This is a genomic window from Cupriavidus gilardii (genome assembly GCF_008801915.1).
Classification (GTDB): Bacteria; Pseudomonadota; Gammaproteobacteria; order Burkholderiales; family Burkholderiaceae; genus Cupriavidus; species Cupriavidus gilardii.
Map to the genome: position 1 here is coordinate 26,298 of NZ_VZOV01000025.1, position 24,456 is coordinate 50,753.

Consider the following 24,456-nt stretch of genomic DNA (forward strand, 5'->3'; position numbering starts at 1 on the left):
GGGCAAAAAACCGCGCGCCGATCCGTCGCGATCCAGCAGAAGAGCCGACCACAAGCAGCCGGACCGCGCGCCAACCCGCAGCACTCCGCCCCCGCCTGCCGGCCCGATGCCATCCTTGCCGACCTTGCCGTCGCCCGGTTCCGGCAACACAGGCCACCCCGGATCACCGCTTCCCCCAACACAAGTACGCAGCAACAAAAGAGGGTTAGAGACAATGGACCAGCAGCAGCTCGTGGAGCAGTTCGGCCCCCGCGAATCCATGGAATACGACGTCGTCATCGTCGGCGGCGGTCCCGCCGGCCTGGCGACGGCCATCCGCCTGAAACAGCTGGCGCAGGACAATGGCAGCGAAGTCAATGTCTGCGTGCTGGAAAAGGGCTCGGAGCCCGGCGCCCACATCCTGTCGGGCGCAATCATGGACCCGCGCGCGCTGAACGAACTGCTGCCGAACTGGAAGGAACTGGGCGCGCCGCTGAACCAGCCGGTCACCGAGGACCAGTTCCTGTTCCTGAACGAGACCGGCTCGCGCGGCACGCCGCCGGCGCTGCTGCCGGAGTGCTTCCATAACGAAGGCAACTACATCGTCAGCCTGTCGAACTTCGTGCGCTGGCTCGGCCAGCAGGCCGAGGCGCTGGGCGTGGAGATCTTCCCGGGCTTCCCCGCCGCCGAGGTGCTGTACAACGAAGACGGCTCGGTCAAGGGCGTGGCCACCGGCAACCTGGGCATCGGCAAGGATGGCGAGCCGACCGACAACTTCCAGCTCGGCATGGAGCTGCACGCGAAGTACACGATCTTCGCCGAAGGCTCGCGCGGCCACCTGGGCAAGCAGCTGATCGAACGTTTCCGCCTCGACGCCGGCAAGGATCCGCAGAGCTACGGCATCGGCCTGAAGGAGCTGTGGGAGATCGACCCGAGCAAGCACAAGCCCGGCCTGGTGGTCCATACCGCGGGCTGGCCGCTGGACCCGGCCACCTACGGCGGTTCCTTCCTCTATCACATGGAGGACAACAAGGTCGCGGTGGGCTTTGTCGTCGGGCTGGACTACACCAACCCGTGGCTGTCGCCGTTCGAGGAATTCCAGCGCTTCAAGACCCATCCGCAGATCCGCCAGTACTTCGAGGGCGGCAAGCGGATCGGCTACGGCGCACGCGCGATCACCGCCGGCGGCCTGCTGTCGCTGCCCAAGACGATCTTCCCGGGCGGCGCGCTGGTCGGCTGCGACGCCGGCTATCTGAACGCCTCGCGCATCAAGGGCAGCCACGCCGCGATCAAGACCGGCATGCTGGCCGCCGAGGCCGCCTTCGAGGCGCTGCAGGCCGGCCGCCAGCACGACGAGCTGACCGCCTACCCGGCTGCGTTCGAGAACAGCTGGCTGTACAAGGAACTGCTGCAGGCCAAGAACTTCAAGCAGTGGTTCAAGAAGGGCCGCACCACCGCCACGCTGATGACTGGCATCGAGCAATGGCTGCTGCCCAAGCTCGGCATCCGCAACCCGCCGTGGACGCTGCACCGCGAGAAGCCGGACCACGTCTACCTGAAGCCGGCCGCCGAATGCCAGCAGATCGTCTATCCGAAGCCGGACGGCAAGCTGACGTTCGATCGCCTCAGCTCGGTGTTCATCAGCAACACCAACCATGAGGAAAACCAGCCCGCCCACCTGACGCTGAAGGACGCCAGCGTGCCGGTGCAGATCAATCTGGACAAGTACGCCGGCCCGGAAAGCCGCTATTGCCCGGCGGGCGTCTACGAGTTCGTCGCCGACGAGGAACGCGGCGGGCAGCGCCTGCAGATCAACGCGCAGAACTGCGTCCACTGCAAGACCTGCGATATCAAGGACCCGACCCAGAACATCGTCTGGGTGACGCCGGAAGGCGGCGGCGGTCCGAATTACGTGGGGATGTAAGGCGGCTCACCGCCTTGCTGTTCTCCCCTCTCCCAGCGTGGCAGAGGGGTCGGTGGGAGAGCAAGCGGCGTCCGCCATCGCGAACGCCGCCGTTCATCGAACGCTGGCCGCCCCTCTCCCCCAGCCCCTCTCCGGCCAGGCGGGAGAGGGGCTGCTCTCTACACCGGCATGCTCGCCGCGGCCAGCAGCTGCTCGTAGATATAGCAGTGCAATAGCGCCGCTTCCCTTTCCCCCAGCAGATCGAACGCGACGCCGAACGCCGGAAACTCGGCATCGCCGTCGTCGCGCGCCGGATTGCGCGCCCAGGCGTCGACCGTGATCTCGCTGTCGGTGCCGACGGTGCGCAGCACGAAACGCAGCCGCAGGCGCGTGCCGGGAGCCGGCGCGGGGCCGGCGGTCTGAACCAGCGCGCCGCCCGCGCCCAGATCCGACAGCACCGCCAGACGCGGCGCGCCGGCCGCGTCGCCGTCCTGAGGCATCAGCTGCGCCGCCAGCCGGGTCTGCACGCGCGGACTGCTGCGCACCGGCACCTGCTGCACCTCGGTCGGCACCGACAGCACCAGGTAGCGGAACGGACTGCGGCATACCGCGGTCACGGTGCAGCGGAAGCTGTGGATCGACTGGCCGGTGAAGCCGCGCAGCAGCACCTCCTCGCCCGCCTGGAAGGTGGCATCGTGGCCGCCGAATTGCGGCCAGCTGACGAACAGCCCCTGCTCGATAAAGCCGATCAGCCGGCTCGCCGCCGCACGGCCGCCGCCGTCGGGCGCCTGGATCTGCAGCAGCGTGCCGACCTGCAGCCCGAGCGGGCCCGAGGCCTGCGCCGGCACCGGACCGACACGCACGGCATCGACCGGGGCAGCATCGTCGGCCGGCAGCGGATCGGGCCGGCACACCGAGCCATGGCGAAACACCAGCGCCACGTCGCGGCCATCGGCCAGCACCTTGCCGCTGCCGAGCAACAGATTGCCCTGCCCGTCGAGCAGCGACCACGGCAAGGGCTGGCCGACCGGCAGGTCGTTCGGTGTCAGAGGAATCATCGGCATCCCAATCTCAATGCCCACCGGCGTGGGCGACAGTGCGGAGGCGGCCGCCGGGCCGCGGTCCCGCCTTCCCGATTCCACAGCTATCGGCGCCCGGCTCCAAAGGTTTAGCGACACCCTACCTAAGGGGGATAGCGAAGCGCGCGGTGGCGCCGATTGACGAAGGGCAAAGGACGAGCGCCACCGACGAGCGCCACCATTTCGCCTTGACGCTGACGCCGAGTCCGGCCAGAATTGCGCAAAGCTGTCTGACAGCCTTACAGATTTACCTGACAAACCGGCGCGCGATGCCGGCTCGCGACCCTGGCCCTTTCACCTACGACCTGCCTGCGCCATCCCCTTGGAACCTCTTAGCCGCCCCTCTTCCCTGGCTTCGCGCATCGCCGACGCGATCCGCGCCGATATCGGTGCCGGCCGCTTCGTCGCCGGCGCCCGTCTGCCGGCCGAGGCCGCGCTGGCGGCGGCCTTTGGCGTCAGCCGCCCGATCGTGCGCGAGGCCATCGCGCAACTGAAGGCCGACGGCGTGCTGGTCACGCGCAAGGGCTCTGGGGCCTACGTTTCCGACACGCCCGGCGGACAGGTCTGGCGGCTGCGCGGCGATGCCGCCGGTGCGGACGGCAACCCGGCCGACGGGCCGACGCTGGCGCACCTGTTCGAACTGCGCGTGATGGCCGAGACCGCCTGCGCCGAACTGGCCGCGCGCCGCCGTACCGACGCCGATCTTGCCGCGATCGCCGCCGCCCTCGCCGCGATGCGCGAGCGGCGTGACGACCCGGCCAGCGCCGCGGCGGCCGACGTGGCGTTTCACCAGGCCATCGCGCAGGCGGCGCACAACCCCTGCATGGCGGGGCTGACCGATTTCGTCGGCCAGCAGCTGCTCGCCGCGCGCCGGCTGGCCTGGGAAAACGCCGCCCGCTATCGCGGCGGGCCGGGCGCGGCCGAGCAGGAGCACGCGGCGCTGGCCGAGGCGATCGCCGTCGGCGATGCCGGCGCGGCACGGCAGGCGGCGCGCCGGCATCTGGAAGCGGCCGCCGCGCGCATGGGGCTCGAACTGGATTGATCGACGGGACCGGCAAGCCGGTTCGCGAACGCGGCTCCGGCCGCGCATCGGCTCACGTCGGCCCGCGTCGAATCGGCAAGCAAGACAAGCAAAGCAAGGAAGCAACGATGGAATCAGTGGATTGCGTGGTAATCGGCGCCGGCGTGGTGGGCCTGGCGGTCGCGCGGGCGCTTGCGCAGCAGGGGCGCGAGGTGGTGATCCTGGAGGCGGAGAACACCTTCGGCACGATCACCAGCGCGCGCAACAGCGAGGTGATCCACGCGGGCATCTACTACCCGGCCGGCTCGCTGAAGGCCAGGCTGTGCGTGCGCGGCAAGGCGATGCTGTACGACTATTGCGCCAGCCACCAGATCGCGCACCAGCGTTGCGGCAAGCTGATCGTCGCGACCAGCGCGGCCCAGGTCGCCACGCTCGAAGGCATCCGGGCAAAGGCGGCCGCCAACGGCGTCGGCGATCTGCGGCTGCTGTCGCGCGAACAGGCGCTGGAACTGGAGCCGAATCTGCAGTGCGAGGCGGCGCTGCTGTCGCCGTCGACCGGCATCGTCGACAGCCACGGCGTGATGCTGGCGCTGCTGGGCGATGCCGAACGGGCCGGCGCGATGCTGGCGGTCTGTTCGCCGGTGCAGGCCGGCGCCGTCACCGCCGACGGCATCGTGCTCGAAGTTGGCGGCGACACCGCGACCACGCTGCTGGCCCGCACCGTCGTCAACGCCGCTGGGCTGACGGCGCCCGCGCTGGCGCGCCGGATCGACGGCATGCCGGCGGCGCATGTCCCGCCACAGTTCTACGCCAAGGGATGCTATTTCACGCTGGCGGGCCGGGCGCCATTCTCGCGGCTGATCTACCCGGTGCCCGAGGCGGCCGGGCTGGGCGTGCATCTGACGCTGGACCTGGGCGGCCAGGCCCGTTTCGGCCCGAATGTGCGATGGATCGACGAGATCGAATATGGCGTCGATCCGCACGATGCCGACAGCTTCTATGACGAGGTGCGGCGCTACTGGCCGGCGCTGGCCGATGACGCCCTGCAGCCCGGCTATGCCGGCATCCGCCCGAAGATCGGCGGCCCGGGCGAGCCTGCCGCGGACTTCCGCATCGACGGCCCTGCCGTGCACGGCGTGCCGAGGCTGGTCAACCTGTTCGGCATCGAATCGCCGGGACTGACCGCGTCGCTGGCGATTGGGGAAATGGTGGCGGCGATCGCGGAATAGAAGCGCCGCACACGACAATCGAGCTTCCCTCTCCCGCCCCTTTCCCGCATGCGGGAGAGGGGGAGAAAGCAATCGGGATGACTTAACCGTGCGCCTTTGGCGCCTGCGCCGGAATCCGCGGCGTCTCCACCCGCACGTCTGCGCATTGCGCGCGATGGCGCAGCGCGTGGTCCATCAGCACCAGCGCCAGCATCGCCTCGGCGATCGGCGTCGCGCGAATCCCCACGCAAGGATCGTGGCGGCCGAAGGTCTCGACCGTCGCGGCCTGGCCAGCCTTGTCGATCGATTCGCGCGGCGTGCGGATGCTCGAGGTCGGCTTGATCGCCAGCGACACCATGATGTCCTGGCCGGTCGAGATGCCGCCCAGCACGCCGCCGGCATTGTTGGTGCGAAAGCCCGCCGCGGTCAGCTCGTCGCCATGGACGCTGCCGCGCTGCGCCACGCTGGCGAAGCCGGCGCCGATCTCGACGCCCTTGACCGCATTGATGCCCATCATCGCGTGCGCGATATCGGCATCGAGCTTGTCGAACAGCGGCTCGCCCAGACCCACCGGCACGCCGCTGGCCACCACTTCGATGCGCGCGCCGACCGAATCGCCGTCACGGCGCAGCGCGTCCATATAGGTCTCCAGCTCGGGAACGATATTGGCGTCGGCAGCGAAGAACGGGTTGCGCGGCACTTCCGCCCAGTCGGTGAACGGCACCTGGATCTCGCCCAGCTGCGACATATAGCCCCGGATCTCGGTGCCGTACTGCTCGCGCAGCCACTTGCGCGCGACCGCCGCGGCGGCCACCACCGGCGCGGTCAGCCGGGCCGACGAGCGGCCGCCGCCGCGATGGTCGCGGATGCCGTATTTCTGCCAGTAGGTGTAATCGGCGTGGCCGGGGCGGAAGGTCTCGACGATATTGCCGTAGTCCTTGCTGCGCTGGTCGGTATTGCGGATCAGCAAGCAGATCGGCGTGCCGGTGGTCTTGCCCTCGAATACGCCCGACAGGATCTCGACCTGGTCCGGCTCCTTGCGCTGCGTCACGTGGCGCGACGTGCCGGGCTTGCGGCGGTCCAGGTCACCCTGGATATCGGCCTCGCTCAGGCTCATGCCCGGCGGGCAACCATCGACCACCGCGCCGATCGCGGGTCCGTGCGACTCGCCGAAGGTGGTGACTGTGAAGAGCAGGCCGAGGGTATTGCCGGACATGATGAAAACCACGCAGGAATTGGGAAAGGCCTACATTGTACGGCCTGGTGCCGCACAGCACCGCACCGTACGGCGCCGCGGGCGGGCGCGGCTCAGCGCCATTCGCCGCGCAGCCCCTGCACCACCTGCTGCAGGCCTTCGGGCGTGGCCTGCTCCGGCGCGATCGGCTCGCCGACCACCAGTTCGAGCCGGCTCAGGATGCCGCGCCGGAACGGCCGCGTCATCGCCGCCCCGCCCTTGCGCGAGAAAAAGCTGCCCCACAGGCCGCGCAGCGCCATCGGCACCACCGGCACCGGCGTGCGGCGCACGATCTGCTGCACGCCCTGCTTGAACGGATTGATGTCGCCGCTGGCGGTGATCTTGCCTTCCGGGAAGATGCAGACCAGTTCGCCGGCCGCCAGTGCACGCGCGACCTCGTCGTAGGCATGCTTCAGCGTCTGCGGATCTTCATGCGCGGGCGCGATCGGAATCGCGCGCGCCTGCCGGAAGAACCACGACAGCAGCGGCACGCGGAAGATCCGGTGATCCATCACGAAACGCACCGGCCGCGGGCTCGCCGCCATCAGCACCACCGCATCGGCGAAGCTGACGTGATTGCAGACCAGCACCGCCGGCCCTTCGGCCGGAATCCGGTCGGTGTGGATCCGCTTGAGCCGGTACACCGTATGCACGAGGATCCAGGCGACGAAGCGCAGCAGGAATTCCGGCACCAGCGAATAGATGTAGATCGCCACCGCGGCATTGAGCAGCCCGACGGCCAGGAACAGCTCGGGAATGCTGTAGCCGGCGCCGGTCATCGCCATCGCCAGCAGCGCCGAGGCGATCATGAACAGGCTGTTCAGGATGTTGTTGGCGGCGATGATCCGCGCCCGATGCGTGGGCGCGCTGCGGCTCTGGATCAGCGCGTACAGCGGCACGCTGTAGAAGCCGCCGAACATTGCCAGCAGGAACAGGTCGGCCAGCACGCGCCAGTGCGCGGGCTCGGCGATGAAGGCGGCGACGCCGCTCAGCGCCGCCGGTGCCTGGCCGCGGCTGGCGAAGTACAGGTCGATCGCGAACACCGTCATGCCGATCGAGCCGAACGGCACCAGGCCCACTTCGACATGCCGGCCCGACAGCCGCTCGCACAGCAGCGAGCCGACCCCGATGCCGACCGAGAACACCGCCAGCAGCAGCGTCACCACGCTCTGGTCGCCGCCGAGCACGGTCTTGGCGAAGGCGAAGAACGAGGTCAGGAAGGTCGCGCCGAGGAACCACAGCCACGAGATGCCCAGCAGGCTCAGGAACACCGTGCGGCTCTGGCGGGCCAGCATCAGGTTGCGCCAGGTCTCGGTGACCGGATTCCAGTTCAGCTTCAGGTCCGGTTGCGGCGCCGGCGACAGCGGCACGCGCGACGCGGCCACGCGGCCGGCGATCGCCAGCGCCACGCAGGCCGCGCCGATATAGAGCGTGGCGGGAATGCCTTGCTGCGCCGCCGTCCCACCCACCGCCGCGAGCTCGCCGCCGAGCACGGTGCCGAGCAGGATCGCGACGAAGGTTCCCATCTCGACCAGCCCGTTGCCGCCGACCAGCTCGCTATCTTCCAGGTGCTGTGGCAGGTAGGCGTACTTGACCGGGCCGAACAGCGTCGAATGCAGGCCCATCAGGAAGGTCGTCAGGTACAGCAGCGGCGCGCTATACCAGGCGAAGCCCGCCAGCCCGACCAGCATGATCGCGATCTCCAGCGACTTGACCAACCGGATCAGCCGCGACTTCTCGATCTTGTCGGCGATCTGCCCGCTGGTGGCGGAGAACAGCACGAACGGCGCGATGAAGATCGCCGAGATCAGGAAGGCCGCGCTGGCCCCGTCCACGCCCTCGAAGCGCGCGGTCTGGTAGGTCACCAGCGAGGTGAACGCGACCTTGAACACGTTGTCGTTCATCGCGCCCAGGAACTGGGTCCAGAAGAACGGCGCAAAGCGGCGCTCGCGCAGCAGGCGGGACTGGCTCGATTGGCTCATGGATGGCGGGGAATTCGCAGCGGAGCTGGCGGGAAATCGACGGGCAACGCTGGCGAGCCCCGATGGCAGGCGGCGCCATCGAAGCTGCGGCTACCCGATCGGCCGTGCCGGAACGGCGGCCGCTGGGCCCCCGCATGCGCGGGCGCCGCCCCCCTGCCCGCGCGGACGCTTCAGCTGGCCTTCTCTTCCGGCCAGTCGCGGATATAGGCCTTCAGCATCCGGTTCTCGAAGCTCTGCTCCTCGACCACGGCCTTGGCCACGTCGTAGAACGAAATGACGCCCATCAGCGTGCGGCTGTCGAGCACCGGCATATAGCGGGCATGGCGCTCGAGCATCATCCGGCGAACTTCATTGACATCGGTCTCGGGCGTGCAGGTCAGCGGCGCGTCGTCCATCACGCGGCGGATCGTTGCGTTGCCGACATTGCCGTTGTTCGACGCCAGCGTCTGGATGATCTCGCGGAAGGTCAGCATGCCGACCAGTTCGCCGTACTCCATCACCACCAGAGAGCCGATGTCGCGCTCGGCCATCGTGGTGACCGCCTCCAGCAGTGACGTATCCGGCTTGACGGTATAGAGCGTATTGCCCTTGATCTGCAGGATGTCGCTGACTTTCATAATGGTCTCCCCTCGATGATGCCGGTGCGGCGGGCGGCGGGCATGGCCCCGCCCGATCAGGCCCGAACCGCGTGGCTGCGCAGGCTTTGCGCGCCATCCGCGATAGATGTGGCCGATGCTAGCCGAAAGCGGGCGCCCAAGTAAAGCCGGAGCCCTTCGGCCCCGCGCGGCCCCCGCCGGCGGCCAGTGCTACGATGCAGGCCGGCACATCCGCATGCCGCCGGACGTTCGCCCCGCGCGAGCGTGTCGGTACCGGCCGCTGTCAGACGGCTTCGCTGGAACCACGATACAAGGAGACACGAAAGAGACCATGTCCGATACCCGTTTCGATACCCTCGCGCTGCACGCCGGCGCCGCGCCCGATCCCGCCACCGGGGCACGCGCCACGCCGATCCACCTGACCACCTCGTTCGTGTTCCGCGACAGCGAACACGCGGCCTCGCTGTTCAATATGGAACGGGCCGGCCATGTGTATTCCCGCATCTCGAATCCGACCGTGGCCGTGTTCGAGGAGCGCGTCGCCGCGCTCGAGAACGGCGTCGGCGCGATCGCCACGGCCTCGGGCCAGGCCGCGCTGCATCTGGCGATCGCGACGCTGATGGGCGCCGGCTCGCATATCGTCGCGTCGGCCGCGCTCTATGGCGGCTCGCACAATCTGCTGCACTACACGCTGCGCCGTTTCGGCATCGAAACCACCTTCGTGCAGGCGCGCGATATCGACGCCTGGCGCGCGGCGATCCGGCCGGAGACGCGGCTGCTGTTCGGCGAGACGCTGGGCAACCCGGGCCTGGACGTGCTCGACATTCCGACGCTGGCGCAGCTGGGCGACGAGCATGGCATTCCGCTGCTGGTCGACTCGACCTTCACCACGCCGTATCTGCTGCAGCCGTTCGCGCATGGCGCGGCGCTGCTCTACCACTCGGCGACCAAGTTCCTCGGCGGCCATGGCACCACCATCGGCGGCGTGCTGGCAGAAGGCGGCAATTTCGATTTCGAGGCATCCGGGCTTTTTCCCGAGCTGTCGGAACCGTATGCCGGCTTCCACAACATGGTGTTCACCGAGGAGAGCACCGTCGCGCCCTTCCTGCTGCGCGCGCGCCGCGAGGGTCTGCGCGACTTCGGCGCCTGCATGAATCCGATGGCCGCGTGGCAGCTGCTGCAGGGGATCGAGACGCTGCCGCTGCGGATGGCGCGCCATGTCGACAATGCGCGCCGGGTGGTGCAGTTCCTGGTCTCGCACCCGATGGTCGAGTCGGTGGCCTATCCCGAGCTCGAATCGCACCCGGACCATGCCATCGCCAAACGGCTGCTGCCGCGCGGCTGCGGCGCGGTATTCAGCTTCAACCTGAAGGGGGACCGTGCCGCGGGCCAGCGCTTCATCGAAAGCCTGACGCTGTTCTCGCATCTGGCCAATGTCGGCGACGCGCGCTCGCTGGTGATCCATCCCGCCTCGACCACGCACTTCCGCATGGATGCCGCGGCGCTGCGCTCGGCCGGCATCGCCGAGGGCACGATCCGGCTGTCGATCGGCCTGGAAGATCCGGACGACCTGATCGACGACCTGAAGCGCGGGCTGAAGGCGGCGCAGAAGTCGATGGAGAAAGGCAGCAGCGGTGGCAGCGGCACTGCCGGCAACAAGACCAACGGAGGGAACGCCTGATGTATCTGAACGTCGATGGCCAGCGGGCCTACGCCTATACCGGCGGCAAACCCTTCGATCCCGCCCTGCCCTGCGCCGTGTTCGTCCATGGCGCGCAGAACGACCACAGCGTCTGGGGCCTGCAGACACGCTGGTTCGCGCATCACGGCTATTCGGTGCTGGCCGTGGACCTGCCCGGCCACAACCGCAGCGAAGGGCCGCCGCTGGCCACGGTCGAGCAGATGGCCGACTGGATTGCCGCGCTGCTGCGGGCGGCCGGCGTCGAGGCGCCCGCACTGGTGTTCGGCCACAGCATGGGCTCGCTGATCGCGCTCGAATGCGCGGCGCGCCATGCCGATACGGTGCGCGCGATCGGCATGCTGGCGACCGCCTATCCGATGAAGGTCTCCGACGCGCTGCTCGATGCCGCGCAGAACCGCGAGCACGAGGCGATCGCGATGGTCAATGCGTGGTCGCATTCGAGCCTGGCCAACAAGCCGTCGGCGCCCGGTCCGGGCTTCTGGATGCATGGCGTCGGTCAGCGGCTGATGGAACGGGTCGGCCGCCGCAATCCGCAGGGCCAGGTGTTCCATACCGACTTTGCCGCCTGCAACGCCTACGCCAACGGCGAGCGCGCCGCGGCGGGCCTGCAGTGTCCGGCGCTGGTCGTGATCGGCAGCAAGGACATGATGACGCCGGCGCGCTCGGCCCGCGCGCTGGCGGCGACGATGCCGCGCGCCAGCGTGGTCGAAGTGCCCTGCGGCCACGCAATCATGGGAGAGAGGCCGGACGAGGTGCTGGACGCGCTGGCGGGCTTTGCGCGGCGCGTGATGGTGAGCGGCGGTTAATCGCGCATACCGTCATCCCCGCGAAAGCGGGGACCCAGTGGCTTGAAAAGACGCTGGGTTTCCGCGTCCCCGGGAACGGCGCGATATCCCCCCTCAGACCTGCCCGTGCCAGCCGGGCGGGACCACCTCGAGCGTGCGGCGCTGCCCCTCGGGGGCCGGTGTCTGCGGCGTCTGCGGCGACATCGCACCCGTGTCGAAGATTTCCTGCAGCGTCTTGTCGAGCATCGGGTTCTCCAGCACGCCGCGCAACGCGTCGGCGCCATGGAGCAGCTGTGCCACCGCGGTGCGCGGCAACCGCGGCAGATTCAGCACCAGCCGGTCGTGCAGCAGCCGCAGCGGCACGCGCGCCGGGTCGCACAGCAGCGCCCAGTGTGCCTGGCCGCGATGGTGCTGCAGCTTGCCGACCAGATGCATCGCATTGAGCTTGCCCAGCAGCACCGCCAGATAATCGGCCTCGACCCGCAGCTTGCGGCCCAGGTCGAGCTCGCCGACGCTGCGCGGTGGCTGCTCGCGCGCGCGGTACAGCACGTACAGCACGCCCAGCGCATCGTAGAACTCGCTGCCGGCAAAGGTGCGGCGGCGCCAGTAGCCCTGCCGCACCACCGGCAGGTTGGCCGCGATGGTGGCGCCCAGCAGCGTCACCAGCCAGCTCAGGTAGATCCACAGCAGGAAGATCGGCAGTGCGGCAAAGGCGCCGTAGACCGCGGTATAGGTCGGGAAACGCGTGACGAAATAGCCGAACCCGCGCTTCGACAGCTCGAAGGCGAGCGCCGCCACCAGGCCTGCCAGAATGGCATCGCGCCATTCGACATAGGCATTGGGCACCGCCGTATAGAGCAAGGCGAAGGCGATCGCCGACAGCAACACCGGCGCCAGACTCACCGCAAAACCGACGCCGAACGGCATCGTGCCGACATAGCCGGCGGAGATCGAGATCAGATACGAGCTGATCGACAGGCTGCCGCCGATCAGCACCGGCCCGCAGGTCAGCACCGCCCAGAACACCAGCACGCGCTGCGCGAAGCGCCGCTTCTGCTTGACCCGCCAGATTGCATTGAGCGCGTCCTCGACAGTCAGCATCGTCAGCACCGCGGTGACCATCAGGCCGACCAGGCCCACTGCGGTCAGGCCCTTGGCATTGCGCGCGAACTGCCCCAGATAGCCGGTGATCGAATCGGTCAGATTGCCGGGAATCAGATTCTGGAACAGGAAGCCTTCGATCGCGCTGCGGAAGTTCGCGAACATCGGAAAGGCGGCGAGCAGCGCGAACGCGACCGTCAGCACCGGCACCACCGACAGCACGGTCGTGAAAGTCAGGCTGGCGGCAACCTGCGGCAGGCGGTCCTCGCCGGCGCGCCGCGTGGCATAGCGCAGCAGCGCACGCAGCTTCTGCCAGTTCCATTCGCGGCGCAGCCGCGCGAGACGGTTGGTGCTGCGGGACAGAAGACTCGGATGGGACATGCGGGGCAAACTCCAGGGCGGCGGGCGCCGAGCCCGCCACTATAATACGCCGGTTGCCCTGCATGGGATGCGTTGCCGCGCAATGCAATGCCCTTCCCGTTTCCGCCTGCCCTCCTGCCCTCATGTCCGACATCCTGGTCCTCTACTACAGCCGTCACGGCAGCACCCGCAAGCTCGCCGAGCTGATCGCCACCGGCATCGACAGCGTGCCCGGCGCCCACGCGCGGCTGCGCACGGTCCCGCCGGTCTCGACGGTATGCGAGGCTACCGCGCCGGACATCCCCGCCGACGGCCCGCCCTATGTGGAACTGCGCGACCTGCACGAGTGCATCGGCCTCGCGCTCGGCAGCCCGACCCGCTTCGGCAACATGGCCGCGCCGATGAAGTACTTCGTCGACGGCACCATCGCCGAATGGCTGTCGGGCACGCTGACGGGCAAGCCGGCCTGCGTGTTCACGTCGACCGGCAGCCTGCATGGCGGCCAGGAAACCACGCTGCTGTCGATGATGCTGCCGCTGCTGCATCACGGCATGCTGGTGATGGGGCTGCCCTACAGCGAGCGCGGGCTGATGACGACCGTGGGCGGCGGCACGCCATATGGTCCGAGCCATCACGCGCTGGGCGACAACAGCCGGCCGGTCAGCGAAGACGAGTCGGCGCTGGCCATCGCGATGGGCAAGCGGCTGGCGCAGACCGCGCTGCGGCTTGCCGACAACGCCTCCGCCAACGGAGCGTCGCGATGAACCCGGCCGATCCGCGCGACGACGCGCTGCACAGCCCCCTGCTGTACCGGCTGAGCATCGCCAGCCTGCTCGCGCTGATTGCGCTGTCGATCGCCTGGGAGTGGTTCCTGGCCCCGCTGCGGCCGGGCGGTTCGTGGCTGATCGTCAAGTTCGTGCCGCTGCTGCTGCCGCTGCGCGGCATGCTGACGCGAAACCGCTACACGATGCAGTGGTCGTCGATGCTGATCCTGCTGTATTTCACCGAAGGGGTCGTGCGCGCCACCAGCGACCGCGCGCCGTCGTCGTGGCTGGCATGGTGCGAGGTGGCCCTGACCGTGCTGTTCTTCTTCGCGACCATCTTCTATCTGCGCCCGTACAAGCGCCGTGCGCGTGCGCAGGCTCGCGTGCACGACAAGGCCGAGGCCGACGCCGCGGCCTCCACGCCGACGCGGCGCTGAAGCGCCGCGCCATTTCCCTTCGACGTCTTCCCGATCCGAACGCCAACGCCATGACGCAAGCCCCGACCGACGCCAGCCTCCACTCCTTCCTGTCGCTGTGCCGCGCCGCGCTGGGACCGACGCACGTGCTGACCGAAGCCGAGGACAAGGCGGCCTACCTGACCGACTGGCGCCGCCGCTATACCGGCGATGCGCTGGCGGTGCTGCTGCCGGGCACCACCGAGGAAGTGGCCGCCGCGGTGCGCGGCTGCCACGCGCACCAGATCGCGATCGTGCCGCAGGGCGGCAACACCGGGCTGTGCGGCGGCGCGACGCCGGACACCGCGCAGCCCTCGGTGGTGCTGTCGCTCAAGCGCCTGAACCGCATCCGCCAGGTCGATCCGCTGAACAACACGATCACGGTCGAGGCCGGCGCGATCCTGCAGCAGGTCCAGCAGGCCGCCGCCGAGCACGAGCGGCTGTTTCCGCTGAGCCTGGCCGCGGAAGGCAGCTGCACGATCGGCGGCAATCTGGCCACCAATGCCGGCGGCACCGGCGTGCTGCGCTATGGCAATACGCGCGAGCTGTGCCTCGGCCTGGAAGTGGTGACGGCCAGCGGCGACATCTGGAACGGCCTGCGCGGCCTGCGCAAGGACAACACGGGCTACGACCTGCGCGACCTGTTCATCGGTGCGGAAGGCACGCTCGGCGTGATCACCGCGGCGGTGATGAAGCTGTACCCCGCGCCCCGCGCACGCGTGACCGCGCTGGCCGCCGTGGAGGACCCGCGGGCCGCGCTGGCGCTGCTCGCGCTGGCGCAGAGCCACGCCGGCGCGATGCTGACCGGCTTCGAGCTGATGTCGGCGATGTGCCTGGAACTGGTGACGCGGCACTATCCGCAACTGCGCTACCCGTTCGACCGGCTGCATCCGCAGGTGGTGCTGCTCGAGCTGTCCGACAGCGAAAGCGCCGAGCATGCGCGCGCGACCTTCGAAACGCTGATGGAGGCGGCCTTCGACGCCGGCATCGTCGCCGACGCGGTGGTCGCCGAATCGGTGCAGCAGTCGCGCGATTTCTGGAATCTGCGCGAGCACATCCCGCTCGCGCAGGTCGAGGAAGGCAAGAACATCAAGCACGACATCGCGGTGCCGATCTCGCGCATCGGCGACTTCATTGCCAGCACCGACGCGCAGCTGCAGGCCGCCTTCCCCGGCGTGCGCATGGTCACCTTCGGCCATCTGGGCGACGGCAACCTGCACTACAACGTGTCGCCCCCGGCGGGACAGGACCACGACGCCTTCCTCGCGCATCAGGATGCCATCAATCGCATCGTGCACGACAGCGTGCATGCGCATGGCGGCTCGATTTCCGCCGAGCATGGCCTGGGCCAGCTCAAGCGCGAGGAGAATCGGCGCTACAAGAGCGAGGTCGAACTGGCGATGATGCGGGCCATCAAGCAGGCGCTGGACCCGCTCGGGCTGATGAATCCGGGCAAGGTGGTGTAAGGCGCGGCGGCGGCAAGCGCGCATAAGCTCATGCGAAATCCGTCGTAGCGCCAGGCCCCGGTTTCGTTGACGCCCCTTTCGTCGCGACCTAGTGTAGATAGGTTCGCGCGGCATATCCGTGCCAGGAGGGGCCTTCCATGAGCCTGCGGCCAGATCCCACATTCCACGCTTCACCGGCGCTGGCGATGCAAGCGCCGGCCGAGGAGTACGCCTACACGGTGATGCTGAGCCCCGATGGCTCCCAGCCCGATGCGCTGGCCGTCATCGACGTCAAACCGGGCTCGCCGACCTACAGCCAGGTCGTGCATACGGTGCCGATGACCCATCGCGGCGACGAACTGCACCACTTCGGCTGGAATGCCTGCTCCTCCGCGCTGTCTCCGCTGACCGGGCATGCGTTTCTGGAACGGCGCTTCCTGATCATCCCCGGCATGCGCTCGTCGCGGATCTATATCGTCGACACGAAGCCGCATCCGACCCAGGCGGCGATCCACCGCGTGATCGAGCCCGACGAGATCTTCCGCAAGACCGGGTATTCGCGGCCGCACACCGTGCATTGCGGCCCCGAGGGCATCTATGTCAGCACGCTCGGCGGCGCCGGCAAGGATGGCACCGACGGCGCGCCCGGCATCTTCATCATGGACTGCGAGACCTTCGACGTGCTGGGCCGCTGGGAGATCGACCGCGGCCCGCAGGACAAGCACTACGACTTCTGGTGGAACCTGCCGCGCGATTACATGGTATCGAGCGAATGGGCGCTGCCGCCGCAGTTCGAGAACGGCCTGGTGCCCGAGGACCTGCTGTCCAACCGCTATGGCCATCGCCTGCACTTCTGGGACCTGCGCGCGCGGCGCAACGTGCAGACCATCGACCTCGGCGCGCAGCATCAGATGGCGCTCGAAGTGCGCCCTGCCCACGACCCGGTGCGCGAATACGGCTTCGTCGGCGTGGTGGTCGACACCACCAATCTCGAAGGATCGATCTGGACGTGGTGGCGCGAGGACGGGCAATTCCACGTCGAGAAGACCGCGACAATTCCGGCCGAACCGGCCGCCGCCGACCTGTTGCCGCCGATGCTGCAGCCGTTCGGCGCCGTGCCGCCGCTTGTGACCGACATCGACCTGTCGCTCGACGACCGCTTTCTCTACGTGTCGTGCTGGGGCACCGGAGAGATGCGCCAGTACGACGTCACCGACCCGCGCAAGCCACGGCTGACGGGTTCCGTCCATCTGGGTGGCATCGCGCGCCGCACGCCGCATCCGAACGGCAAGCCGTTCGCCGCGGGACCGCAGATGGTGGAGATCAGCCGCGACGGCCGCCGCGTCTACTGGTCCAATTCGCTCTATTCGAGCTGGGACGACCAGTTCTATCCCGACGGCGTGCCGGGGGCCCAGGTGATGGCGCATGCCGATCCTGACGGCGGCCTGACGCTGGCCGACGACTTCTGGGTCGAGTTCCCCGCGGGCTACCGCGCCCATCAGATCCGCCTCGAAGGCGGCGACTGCTCGACCGATTCGTTCTGCTATCCGTCCGTCGGACCGCGATGACGTGGGAACAGGCCGGCCTCTGGACCGGCGTGCTGGTCAGCGGCCTGTACCACGGCCTGAGCCCCGCGATGGGCTGGCCGCTCGCCGTGTCGAACGGGCTGATGGCGCGGCGCGACGACGCCGTGTTCGCCGCGCTCGGCTATCTGGGCCTCGGCCATGCCGGCGCGGTGATGGCGCTGACGCTGCCGTTCGGCCTGCTCGCCTCGCTGGCCGCCTGGCAGCGCGAGATCCGCTTCGTCGCCGCCGCCCTCGTGATCGGCTATGGCATCGCGCTGCTGGCGCGGCGGCGCCATGCGCGCGCGCTCGCCCGCATCCCGCCGTCGCGGCTGGCGCTGTGGTCCTTCGCGATCGCGCTGGCCCATGGGGCGGGGCTGATGCTGGTGCCGCTCTATCTCGGCCTCTGCGGCACCGCGGCCGACACGGGCCATCAGGCCGCGGCCTCGCTCGCCTTCGGCAACGCCGGCATGGCCGTGCTCGTCGCGCTGGCCCACACCGCGGCGATGATCGCCGGCGGCGGCGCGATGGCATGGGTCGCCTATCGCCACGTCGGCCTCGCGCTGGTATCGCGCAGCTGGCTCAATACGGACGCCGCCTGGGCGTTGAGTCTCGTGCTGGTGGGTGGGATGTCGCTGATGGCGGCGACGGCGCGCTGAACGTACCTGCATGCCGAACGCGCCTGGCGCCGATGCAAGGTGTAGCGCGACGGAACCCAGCTCGCCCACACCCAGAATTTTCATCCAATGAAAATCTGATCGCTTCGTTTGACGCTGCTTTTGGCCGCGCCCTACGCTGTGCCGCACAGAGTTTCCATTGACGAAACCAGCGTGCGCCATGGCGCCGAGGAGACAAACCGATGAAGCGTCATTCCCCTGCGCGGCGCGCCCTGCTCGCCGCGATGGCGGTGCTGTGCGGCGCGGCCGTTCCCGCGATGTCGGCCATCGCGGCAGAGGCCTTCCCCAGCCGGCCCATTCGCCTGATCGTGCCGTTCACGCCGGGCGGCACCACGGACATCCTGGCGCGGCTCGTCGCGCAGAAGGCCGGCGAGACGCTGGGCCAGCCGATGGTGGTCGAGAACCGCCCCGGTGCGGGCGGCAACATCGGCGCGGAGGCGGCCGCGCGCAGCGCCGCCGACGGCTACACGCTCGTGATGGGCACGCTCGGCACGCAGGTCACCAACCAGTTCATCTATCCGCGCATGCCGTATGACAGCGCGAAGGACTTCGCGCCGGTGACGCTGGTCGCCAATTCGCCCAATGTGCTGCTGGTCAACAGCACGTTGCCGGCCAACTCCATCGGCGAGCTGATCGCGCTCGCCAGGCGCGAGCCCGGCAAGATCAACTACGCGTCGACCAGCACCGGCGGCTCGCCGCATCTGTCGGGCGAGCTGCTGAGCATGATGGCCGGCGTCAGGATGCAGCATGTGCCGTACAAGGGCGCGGCGCCCGCGATGACGGACCTGCTGGCCGGTCAGGTCAACCTGATGTTCGACAACCTGCCCTCTGCGCTGGCGCAGATCCAGGGCGGCAAGATCAAGGCGCTGGCCGTCACCGGCGCCAAGCGCGCCTCGGTGCTGCCGTCGGTGCCGACGGTGCGCGAGTCGGGGTTGCCGGACTACGAGGTCAATTCCTGGTTCGGGCTGCTGGCACCAGCAGGCACGCCGCCCGAGCGCGTGCGCCAGCTGCAGCAGGCCGTCGACAAGGTGCTGGCGATGCCGGACGTGCGCAAGCGCATCCAGGAACTCGGCGCCGAGCCCGGCGGCGAAGGCTCCGCGGCGTTCGCGGCGCAGATCAAGGCGGATACCGACAAGTGGGCGCGCGTGATCCGCAGCGCGGGGATCAAGGCGCAATGAGCGTGCTGCACGTATCGGACGTACCGCGCGTACCGCACGTACTGCACCACGTACTGCACGTACCGCACGTCGTGCACGTGCGGCTCGTATGGCACGCACGACACGTACCGCAGCAAAGAAGGACCCAGGCATGACGGACACCATGACTCGCAGCAGCACCCTTCGCATCGGCTCGGGATCGGGCTGGTGGGGCGATCGCGTCGAACCCGCAGAACGCTCGGCGCGCCTCGGCAAGCTCGACTATCTCTGCTTCGAAACGATGGCCGAGGCCACGGTCTCGGCCGCGCAGGTCCGCAAGCGGCGCGACCCGGCCTTCGCCGGCTACGACACCTATCTCGATGAGCGCATGCGCGCGGTGCTGCCGCACTGCATCGCCAATGGCACGCGCATCGTCAGCAATCAGGGATGGATCCATCCGCTCGGTGCCGCCAGGCGCGTGGCCGAGCTGTGCGAGGAGCTGGGGCTGCCCGGCGTCAGGATCGCGGCGATCACGACCACCGACCTGACCGGCAGCATCTGCGATCTCGACCTGACGCTGCTGGAGAGCGGCGCGCCGGTGTCGTCGCTGCGCGGCACGCTGATCAGCGCCGAGCCGTACGAGGGTGCCGCGCCGATCGTCGAGGCCTTGCGCGCGGGCGCGCAGATCGTGATCACCGGTCGCGTCGCCGACCCGTCGCTGTTCCTCGCGCCGATGATCGCGCATTTCGGCTGGTCCCCCGACGACGTGACGCGTCTCGCGCGCGGCAGCGCCATCGGCCATCTGCTCGAATGCGGCGCGCAGGTGACCGGCGGCTACTTCGGCGATCCGGGCTACAAGGACGTGCCCGAACCATGGAATCTGGCCTTCCCGATCGCGGAGGTCGAGGCCGACGGCAGCGCGGTGATCGCCAAGGTCGACGGCAGCGGCGGCCGCATCGATCTGCAGACCGTCAAGGAGCAGATGTTCTACGAGGTCCACGATCCGCGCCGCTATATCACGCCGGACGTCATCGTCGACTTCTCGACCGCGGTGCTGGAACAGGTCGGGCCCGACCGCGTGCGCGTCAGCGGTGTCAGCGGGCTGCCGGCCACCGACACGCTGAAGGTGTCGCTCGGCTGCACCGAGGGCCATATCGGCGAGGACATGTTCTTCTACGCGGGACCGGGCTGCCTGGAGAAGGCGAAGCTGGCCAGGCGCATCCTCGAGGAGCGCTTCGCCATCGCGAAACTGCAGGCCGACGAGTTGCGCATCGACTTTCTCGGCGTCAACGCCGTGCATGGCGCCGCGTCGCCGGAACCCGCGTGCGAGCCGAACGAGATCGCGGTACGCGTGGCGGCGCGCACGCGCACACGCGAGGAAGCCGCCAAGGTCGGGCGCGAGATCGACAGCATGGCCGTCTGCGGGCTGGCATCGACCGGCAAGCGCGTGCCGCATCAGGACCGCACCCGCGAGATCATCGGCGTCTGGTCCGCGCTGGTGCCGCGCGCGGCGATCCGCTCCGAGATCCACTATCTGTGAGGAAGACCATGCGCGTCCCCCTGCGGCGTCTGGCCCATAGCCGCTCCGGCGACAAGGGCAATACCTCGAACACGGCCGTGATCGCCTACGCGCCCGAGTTCTATCCCCATATCAAGTCGCAACTGACGGCGGCGGCATTCAGGTCGTGCTACGGCACGCTGATCACGGGCGAAGTGACACGCCATGAAGTCGATGGACTGCAGGTACTCAATTTCGTCGCCGAGGGCGCGCTCGGCGGCGGCGTGTCGCGCAGCCTGGCGATCGACAACTATGGCAAGGCGCTGGCCAGCGTGGTGCTGCGTTTCGAGATCGAGATTCCGGACGCACTAGCGCCGCTGCTGCGTGGGCCGGCGCGATAGGCGAACCGCTGTCCCGCGCGCTGTCACGCGACCCGGGTCCCCCTGCGGCGACAACGCCGAGCCGGTCCATGCGCTGGCGATATGGCTGGCCTCCGCCTTCAGCCGGCGTGCCAGAACCGCTTCGCGGGCGCGCAACCGTACCGTCTGCGCCGCGACGCTGAGCGCGCCGATCGGCCACCCCTGCTCGTCGAGAATCGGCACCGCGATGCCTCCCATGCCCTCGACCACCCAGTCGAGAAACATCACGTGCCTGCGCGAGCGGGCCGCCTCGATCTCGGCGGCGATGACGGCGGCATCGAGCCGCGGATAGTTGGCCAGCTTGCGCGAGGTCTGCTGCAAGCGCCGCGCGCGTTCTGGCGGCGGCAGCCAGGCCAGCACGGCCAGGCTGCCCGCTCCCACGCCGAGCGGCCGGCGCGTGCCGACCGAGACGTAGTTCGCGCTGAACGTGAACGTGCCCGGCTCTACGTCCGAACAGACCGCCTCGCCGCGGCTGGCCTCGGTCAGCACGGCGGTATCGCCGAATGCCTCGACCAGCCGCTGCAAGGCCGGACGCGCCAGCTTGCGCAACTCGGCCCGGCGCTGCGCGACATCGGCCAACTGGAAGACCTCCGGGCCGATGCCGTAGCGGCGCATCGGGTCGCGCGTGGCAAAGCCCTCCCGCACCAGCAGGTCCAGCATGCGCGACGCGGTGGCGGGATCGAGCCCGGTCGCGCGCGCGACATCGCTCATGCGGCGCACTTCGGGATCGGACAGCGCGCGCAGCACGGCGAGGGCGCGCTGGACCGGTGAGGGACGCGACGACATATCGCGCGGTTCAGCTTGCTTGCGTGCCGGCCAGCGTCTCGCGCTTGATCTTCTTCGCGAGCGACCACTTGTGGACCTCGGTGGGACCGTCATAGATGCGGAAGGCCCGCACCTCGCGCAGGATCTGCTCGACGATGGTGTCGCGCGACACGCCCAGGCCGCCCATGATCTGCACGCAGCGGTCGGCCACGCGGTACAGCGCCTCCGACACCGCGACCTTCGCCATCGAACTCTCCGCCGTGCCGGCCGCGCCGCCGTCGAGCACGCCGGCGCACCAGTCGATCATCAGCGCGGCCTGCTGCAGATCGATCAGGTTCTCCGCAAGCATGAAGCCCACGCCTTCATGATCGATCAGCAGCTTGCCGAAGGCCTTGCGCGTGGTGGCATACGTGCGCGCGATCTCGTCGGCCCGGACCGTGCCGCCGAACCAGCGCATGCAGTGCGACAGCCGCGCCGGAGACAGGCGCACCTGCGCATAACGGAAGCCCTCGTTGACCTCGCCGAGCACCTGGTCGGCCGGCACGCGCAGGTCGTCGAGCAGGATCTGCGCATGGCCGCCGGGCATCGAGCTGTCGATGGTGTCGATCACGCGCTCGATGCGGACGGCCGGATGCGGCAGGTCCACCAGGAACATCGTCGCCTGCGCATGTTCGCCATCGCCGGTGCGCGCCATCACGATGCCGACCTGCGCCCCTTCGGCGCCGGTGATGAATTTCTTGCGGCCGCGGATGACCCAGTCGCCGCCGTCCTGCGTCGCCGTGGTCTGCAGCATCGAAGGATCCGAACCGGCCCCGCCCTCCTCGGCAGGCTCGGTCATGAAGAAGGCGGAGCGGGCCTCGCCGCGTACCAGCGGCTCGAGAAAGCGCTGCTTCTGCGCCGGCGTGCCGACCTTGCCGAGCAGGAACATATTGCCCTCGTCCGGCGCCATCGTGTTGACGGCCACCGGGCCCAGCGGCGACAGCCCCGAGCGCTTGAGCACGGCCGCGGTCTCCCGCTGCGTCAGATGCGAGCCGTCGGGCAGGATATGCGGCGTCATCACGCCCGCGGCGCGGGCTTTCGCGCGCATCTCGTCGATCAGTTCGCTGGTCGGCCCGTGCGCCGTGCAGCGGGGATCGGCTTCATAGGGGACGACGATATCGCGGACAAAGCGCTCGACGCGGTCGGCAATGACGCGGCTGCGTTCGGTGGGACACGGGGTGAACATCGTGGCAGTCTCCCTGGATCTGGCGCATTGGCAGGCCGCTCTGCATGCCGCATGCCCGTCGCCGATTGTGTTGGATAGCGTGACCCGATTGTAGGGGATTCCATCGGCGCGGCCGGCCAGCCATGAGCACCATGTCAGCATTGCCCTCGTTTGAATTTTCGAAGGTCGAATGCCTGCGGCCATCCCGATGCGCGAGTCACTGCGTTGGAAAGGCTCTTGCCGCGATCCGTTGATAAAGACCCATTGCACGCCCGGTGTGGCTTGACGTGCCGATGCCTTGCGCGCAGTGGCATCAATCCTGCAAGCCCCTACCCCATGCGTCCGTCCCGGCACAGGAGGTAAGGCATGAAGGCATGGCTCGATCTGAACGTCTTCCTGGGCATCCCGGCCCTGAACTGGCTGCATGCCGGCATCGCAGCCGTCGTCAGCTATCTGGTGCTGATCACGCTGCTGCGTTTCACCTGCGCCCGCCTGGACCGGCTTGCGGCCCGGACAAGGCCGGTGATCATCGACCGCATGGCGGACATGCTGCGGCATACGTCGCGCTTCGTGCTGCTGCTGGCCGCGCTGCTGATCGCCGTCGACTTCCTCGACCTGCCGCCGAAATGGGCCAGCCGCATCGGCCATCTGTGGTTCCTGCTGATCGGACTGCAGATCGCCATCTGGATCAATCATGCCGTGACGCTATGGACGTATGACCGGCTGACCGGCACCGGGCCCACCGCGCACAATCCGGTGTTCACCACGGTGATGGCGTGGGGCATGCGCGTGATGCTGTGGTCGGTGCTGCTGCTCGCGGTGCTGGCGAACATGGGCGTCAATATCACGGCCTTCGTCGCCAGCCTCGGCGTCGGCGGCGTGGCGGTGGCGCTGGCCGTGCAGAACATCCTCAGCGACCTGTTCGCGTCGCTGGCCATCGGTCTGGACAAGCCCTTCGAGAACGGCGATTTCATCGTGTTCGGCGACATCGCCGGCAGCGTCGAGCGCATCGGCCTGAAGACCACGCGGCTGCGCGCGCTCAGCGGCGAACAGATCGTCTGCAGCAATACCGAGCTGCTGAAGACGACGATCCACAACTACAAGCGCATGGCGGAACGCCGGATCCAGTTCAATTTCCGCGTGACATACCAGACGCCGCCGGAGACGCTGCGGCGCATCCCCGAGATCGTCAAGTCGGCCGTCGTCGCGGCAGGCAGAACCCGCTTCGATCGCGCGCATTTCAAGGGCTTCGGCGAAAGCGCGCTGGAGTTCGAGGTGGTCTACTTCGTCACCGATCCGGACTACAACCTGTACATGGATATCCAGCAGTCGATCAATCTGGCGATGGTGACGGAGCTGGAAAAGCTCGGCGTGGAGTTTGGCGTGCCCGTGCGGACGGTGCAGCTGGCGGCAACGAATGCGGATGCAGATGCCGATGCAGAACCAGCCTCGCGCGATGCGAACGCGCCCGCGCGCGCCTGGCCCCCACAACCGCGCCAACGCGGCCAGGCTTCGTTGACGCAGGCACGGTAGACGTCAGCAGCATCGCGATTGCAGCGGTCGGCATCGCCGCGCTGCCAA

Annotated in this window: 21 protein-coding genes; 14 read left to right on the forward strand and 7 right to left on the reverse strand. The window is 68.7% G+C overall.

Annotated elements, in window-relative coordinates:
- Positions 1-214: 214 nt before the first annotated feature.
- Entirely contained in the window at positions 215-1,903 is a 1,689-nt protein-coding gene (locus F7Q96_RS22145) for an electron transfer flavoprotein-ubiquinone oxidoreductase (RefSeq protein ID WP_053821563.1), read from the forward strand.
- Positions 1,904-2,061: 158 nt separating this feature from the next.
- Here F7Q96_RS22145 and F7Q96_RS22150 read toward each other — a convergent pair whose 3' ends face one another.
- On the reverse strand, positions 2,062-2,940 hold the full coding sequence (locus F7Q96_RS22150; protein ID WP_053823054.1) for a flagellar brake protein: 879 nt from the start codon (positions 2,938-2,940) through the stop codon (positions 2,062-2,064).
- Between the two features lie 343 nt (positions 2,941-3,283).
- Between F7Q96_RS22150 and F7Q96_RS22155 the strand changes: the two genes are divergently transcribed.
- On the forward strand, positions 3,284-4,003 hold the full coding sequence (locus F7Q96_RS22155) for a FadR/GntR family transcriptional regulator (protein ID WP_053821562.1): 720 nt from the start codon (positions 3,284-3,286) through the stop codon (positions 4,001-4,003).
- Between the two features lie 107 nt (positions 4,004-4,110).
- On the forward strand, positions 4,111-5,211 hold the full coding sequence (locus F7Q96_RS22160; RefSeq protein ID WP_053823053.1) for an NAD(P)/FAD-dependent oxidoreductase: 1,101 nt from the start codon (positions 4,111-4,113) through the stop codon (positions 5,209-5,211).
- Between the two features lie 82 nt (positions 5,212-5,293).
- Here F7Q96_RS22160 and aroC read toward each other — a convergent pair whose 3' ends face one another.
- The 3 genes from aroC to F7Q96_RS22175 all read right to left on the reverse strand — a co-directional run bounded on the left by aroC (position 5,294) and on the right by F7Q96_RS22175 (position 9,023).
- A complete protein-coding gene (gene aroC / locus F7Q96_RS22165) occupies positions 5,294-6,406 on the reverse strand; it encodes a chorismate synthase (RefSeq protein ID WP_053821561.1) in 1,113 nt (370 codons plus the stop codon).
- A 92-nt stretch (positions 6,407-6,498) separates the two neighbouring features.
- Positions 6,499-8,406 carry an MFS transporter gene (locus F7Q96_RS22170; protein ID WP_053821560.1) on the reverse strand — a complete coding sequence of 636 codons (1,908 nt, stop codon included), beginning with the start codon at positions 8,404-8,406 and terminating at the stop codon, positions 6,499-6,501.
- 170 nt (positions 8,407-8,576) lie between these two features.
- On the reverse strand, positions 8,577-9,023 hold the full coding sequence (locus F7Q96_RS22175) for a CBS domain-containing protein (protein WP_006578180.1): 447 nt from the start codon (positions 9,021-9,023) through the stop codon (positions 8,577-8,579).
- Between the two features lie 310 nt (positions 9,024-9,333).
- Here F7Q96_RS22175 and F7Q96_RS22180 point away from each other — a divergent pair, with 310 nt between their 5' ends.
- Positions 9,334-10,683, forward strand: coding sequence for an O-acetylhomoserine aminocarboxypropyltransferase (locus F7Q96_RS22180; protein WP_053821559.1), 1,350 nt, complete (start codon positions 9,334-9,336; stop codon positions 10,681-10,683).
- Entirely contained in the window at positions 10,683-11,510 is an 828-nt protein-coding gene (locus F7Q96_RS22185) for an alpha/beta fold hydrolase (protein ID WP_053821558.1), read from the forward strand. The genes F7Q96_RS22180 and F7Q96_RS22185 overlap by 1 nt, the downstream gene beginning before the upstream one ends.
- Positions 11,511-11,603: 93 nt before the next feature.
- Here F7Q96_RS22185 and F7Q96_RS22190 read toward each other — a convergent pair whose 3' ends face one another.
- Positions 11,604-12,971 (reverse strand): YihY family inner membrane protein, encoded by a 1,368-nt coding sequence (locus tag F7Q96_RS22190; protein WP_053821557.1) that lies wholly within the window; start codon positions 12,969-12,971, stop codon positions 11,604-11,606.
- A gap of 122 nt (positions 12,972-13,093) precedes the next feature.
- Between F7Q96_RS22190 and wrbA the strand changes: the two genes are divergently transcribed.
- The 8 genes from wrbA (at position 13,094) to F7Q96_RS22230 (ending at position 20,888) form a co-directional block, all read left to right on the forward strand.
- Positions 13,094-13,714 (forward strand): NAD(P)H:quinone oxidoreductase, encoded by a 621-nt coding sequence (gene wrbA / locus F7Q96_RS22195; RefSeq protein WP_053821556.1) that lies wholly within the window; start codon positions 13,094-13,096, stop codon positions 13,712-13,714.
- Positions 13,711-14,151, forward strand: a complete 441-nt coding sequence (locus F7Q96_RS22200) for a DUF2069 domain-containing protein (RefSeq protein WP_053821555.1) — start codon at positions 13,711-13,713, stop codon at positions 14,149-14,151. Before wrbA ends, F7Q96_RS22200 begins: the two co-directional genes overlap by 4 nt.
- Positions 14,152-14,201: 50 nt before the next feature.
- Positions 14,202-15,635 carry an FAD-binding oxidoreductase gene (locus tag F7Q96_RS22205; RefSeq protein WP_053821554.1) on the forward strand — a complete coding sequence of 478 codons (1,434 nt, stop codon included), beginning with the start codon at positions 14,202-14,204 and terminating at the stop codon, positions 15,633-15,635.
- A 137-nt stretch (positions 15,636-15,772) separates the two neighbouring features.
- A complete protein-coding gene (locus F7Q96_RS22210) occupies positions 15,773-17,182 on the forward strand; it encodes a selenium-binding protein SBP56-related protein (RefSeq protein WP_053821553.1) in 1,410 nt (469 codons plus the stop codon).
- Entirely contained in the window at positions 17,179-17,835 is a 657-nt protein-coding gene (locus F7Q96_RS22215; protein WP_053821552.1) for a hypothetical protein, read from the forward strand. The genes F7Q96_RS22210 and F7Q96_RS22215 overlap by 4 nt, the downstream gene beginning before the upstream one ends.
- Positions 17,836-18,035: 200 nt before the next feature.
- Positions 18,036-19,031, forward strand: coding sequence for a Bug family tripartite tricarboxylate transporter substrate binding protein (locus tag F7Q96_RS22220; protein WP_053821551.1), 996 nt, complete (start codon positions 18,036-18,038; stop codon positions 19,029-19,031).
- 142 nt (positions 19,032-19,173) lie between these two features.
- Entirely contained in the window at positions 19,174-20,529 is a 1,356-nt protein-coding gene (locus F7Q96_RS22225; protein WP_053823052.1) for an acyclic terpene utilization AtuA family protein, read from the forward strand.
- Positions 20,530-20,537: 8 nt separating this feature from the next.
- Positions 20,538-20,888 carry an AtuA-related protein gene (locus F7Q96_RS22230; protein WP_082371426.1) on the forward strand — a complete coding sequence of 117 codons (351 nt, stop codon included), beginning with the start codon at positions 20,538-20,540 and terminating at the stop codon, positions 20,886-20,888.
- Here F7Q96_RS22230 and F7Q96_RS22235 read toward each other — a convergent pair.
- Positions 20,856-21,692, reverse strand: a complete 837-nt coding sequence (locus F7Q96_RS22235) for an IclR family transcriptional regulator (protein ID WP_053821549.1) — start codon at positions 21,690-21,692, stop codon at positions 20,856-20,858. The genes F7Q96_RS22230 and F7Q96_RS22235 overlap by 33 nt on opposite strands.
- Positions 21,693-21,702: 10 nt before the next feature.
- The gene (locus tag F7Q96_RS22240; protein WP_053821548.1) at positions 21,703-22,896 is read right to left on the reverse strand and encodes an acyl-CoA dehydrogenase family protein; all 1,194 of its coding nucleotides are present in this window, start codon (positions 22,894-22,896) and stop codon (positions 21,703-21,705) included.
- A 345-nt stretch (positions 22,897-23,241) separates the two neighbouring features.
- Here F7Q96_RS22240 and F7Q96_RS22245 point away from each other — a divergent pair, with 345 nt between their 5' ends.
- Complete coding sequence (locus F7Q96_RS22245) at positions 23,242-24,408, forward strand: mechanosensitive ion channel family protein (RefSeq protein WP_053821547.1); 1,167 nt, start codon at positions 23,242-23,244, stop codon at positions 24,406-24,408.
- Positions 24,409-24,456: the final 48 nt, after the last annotated feature.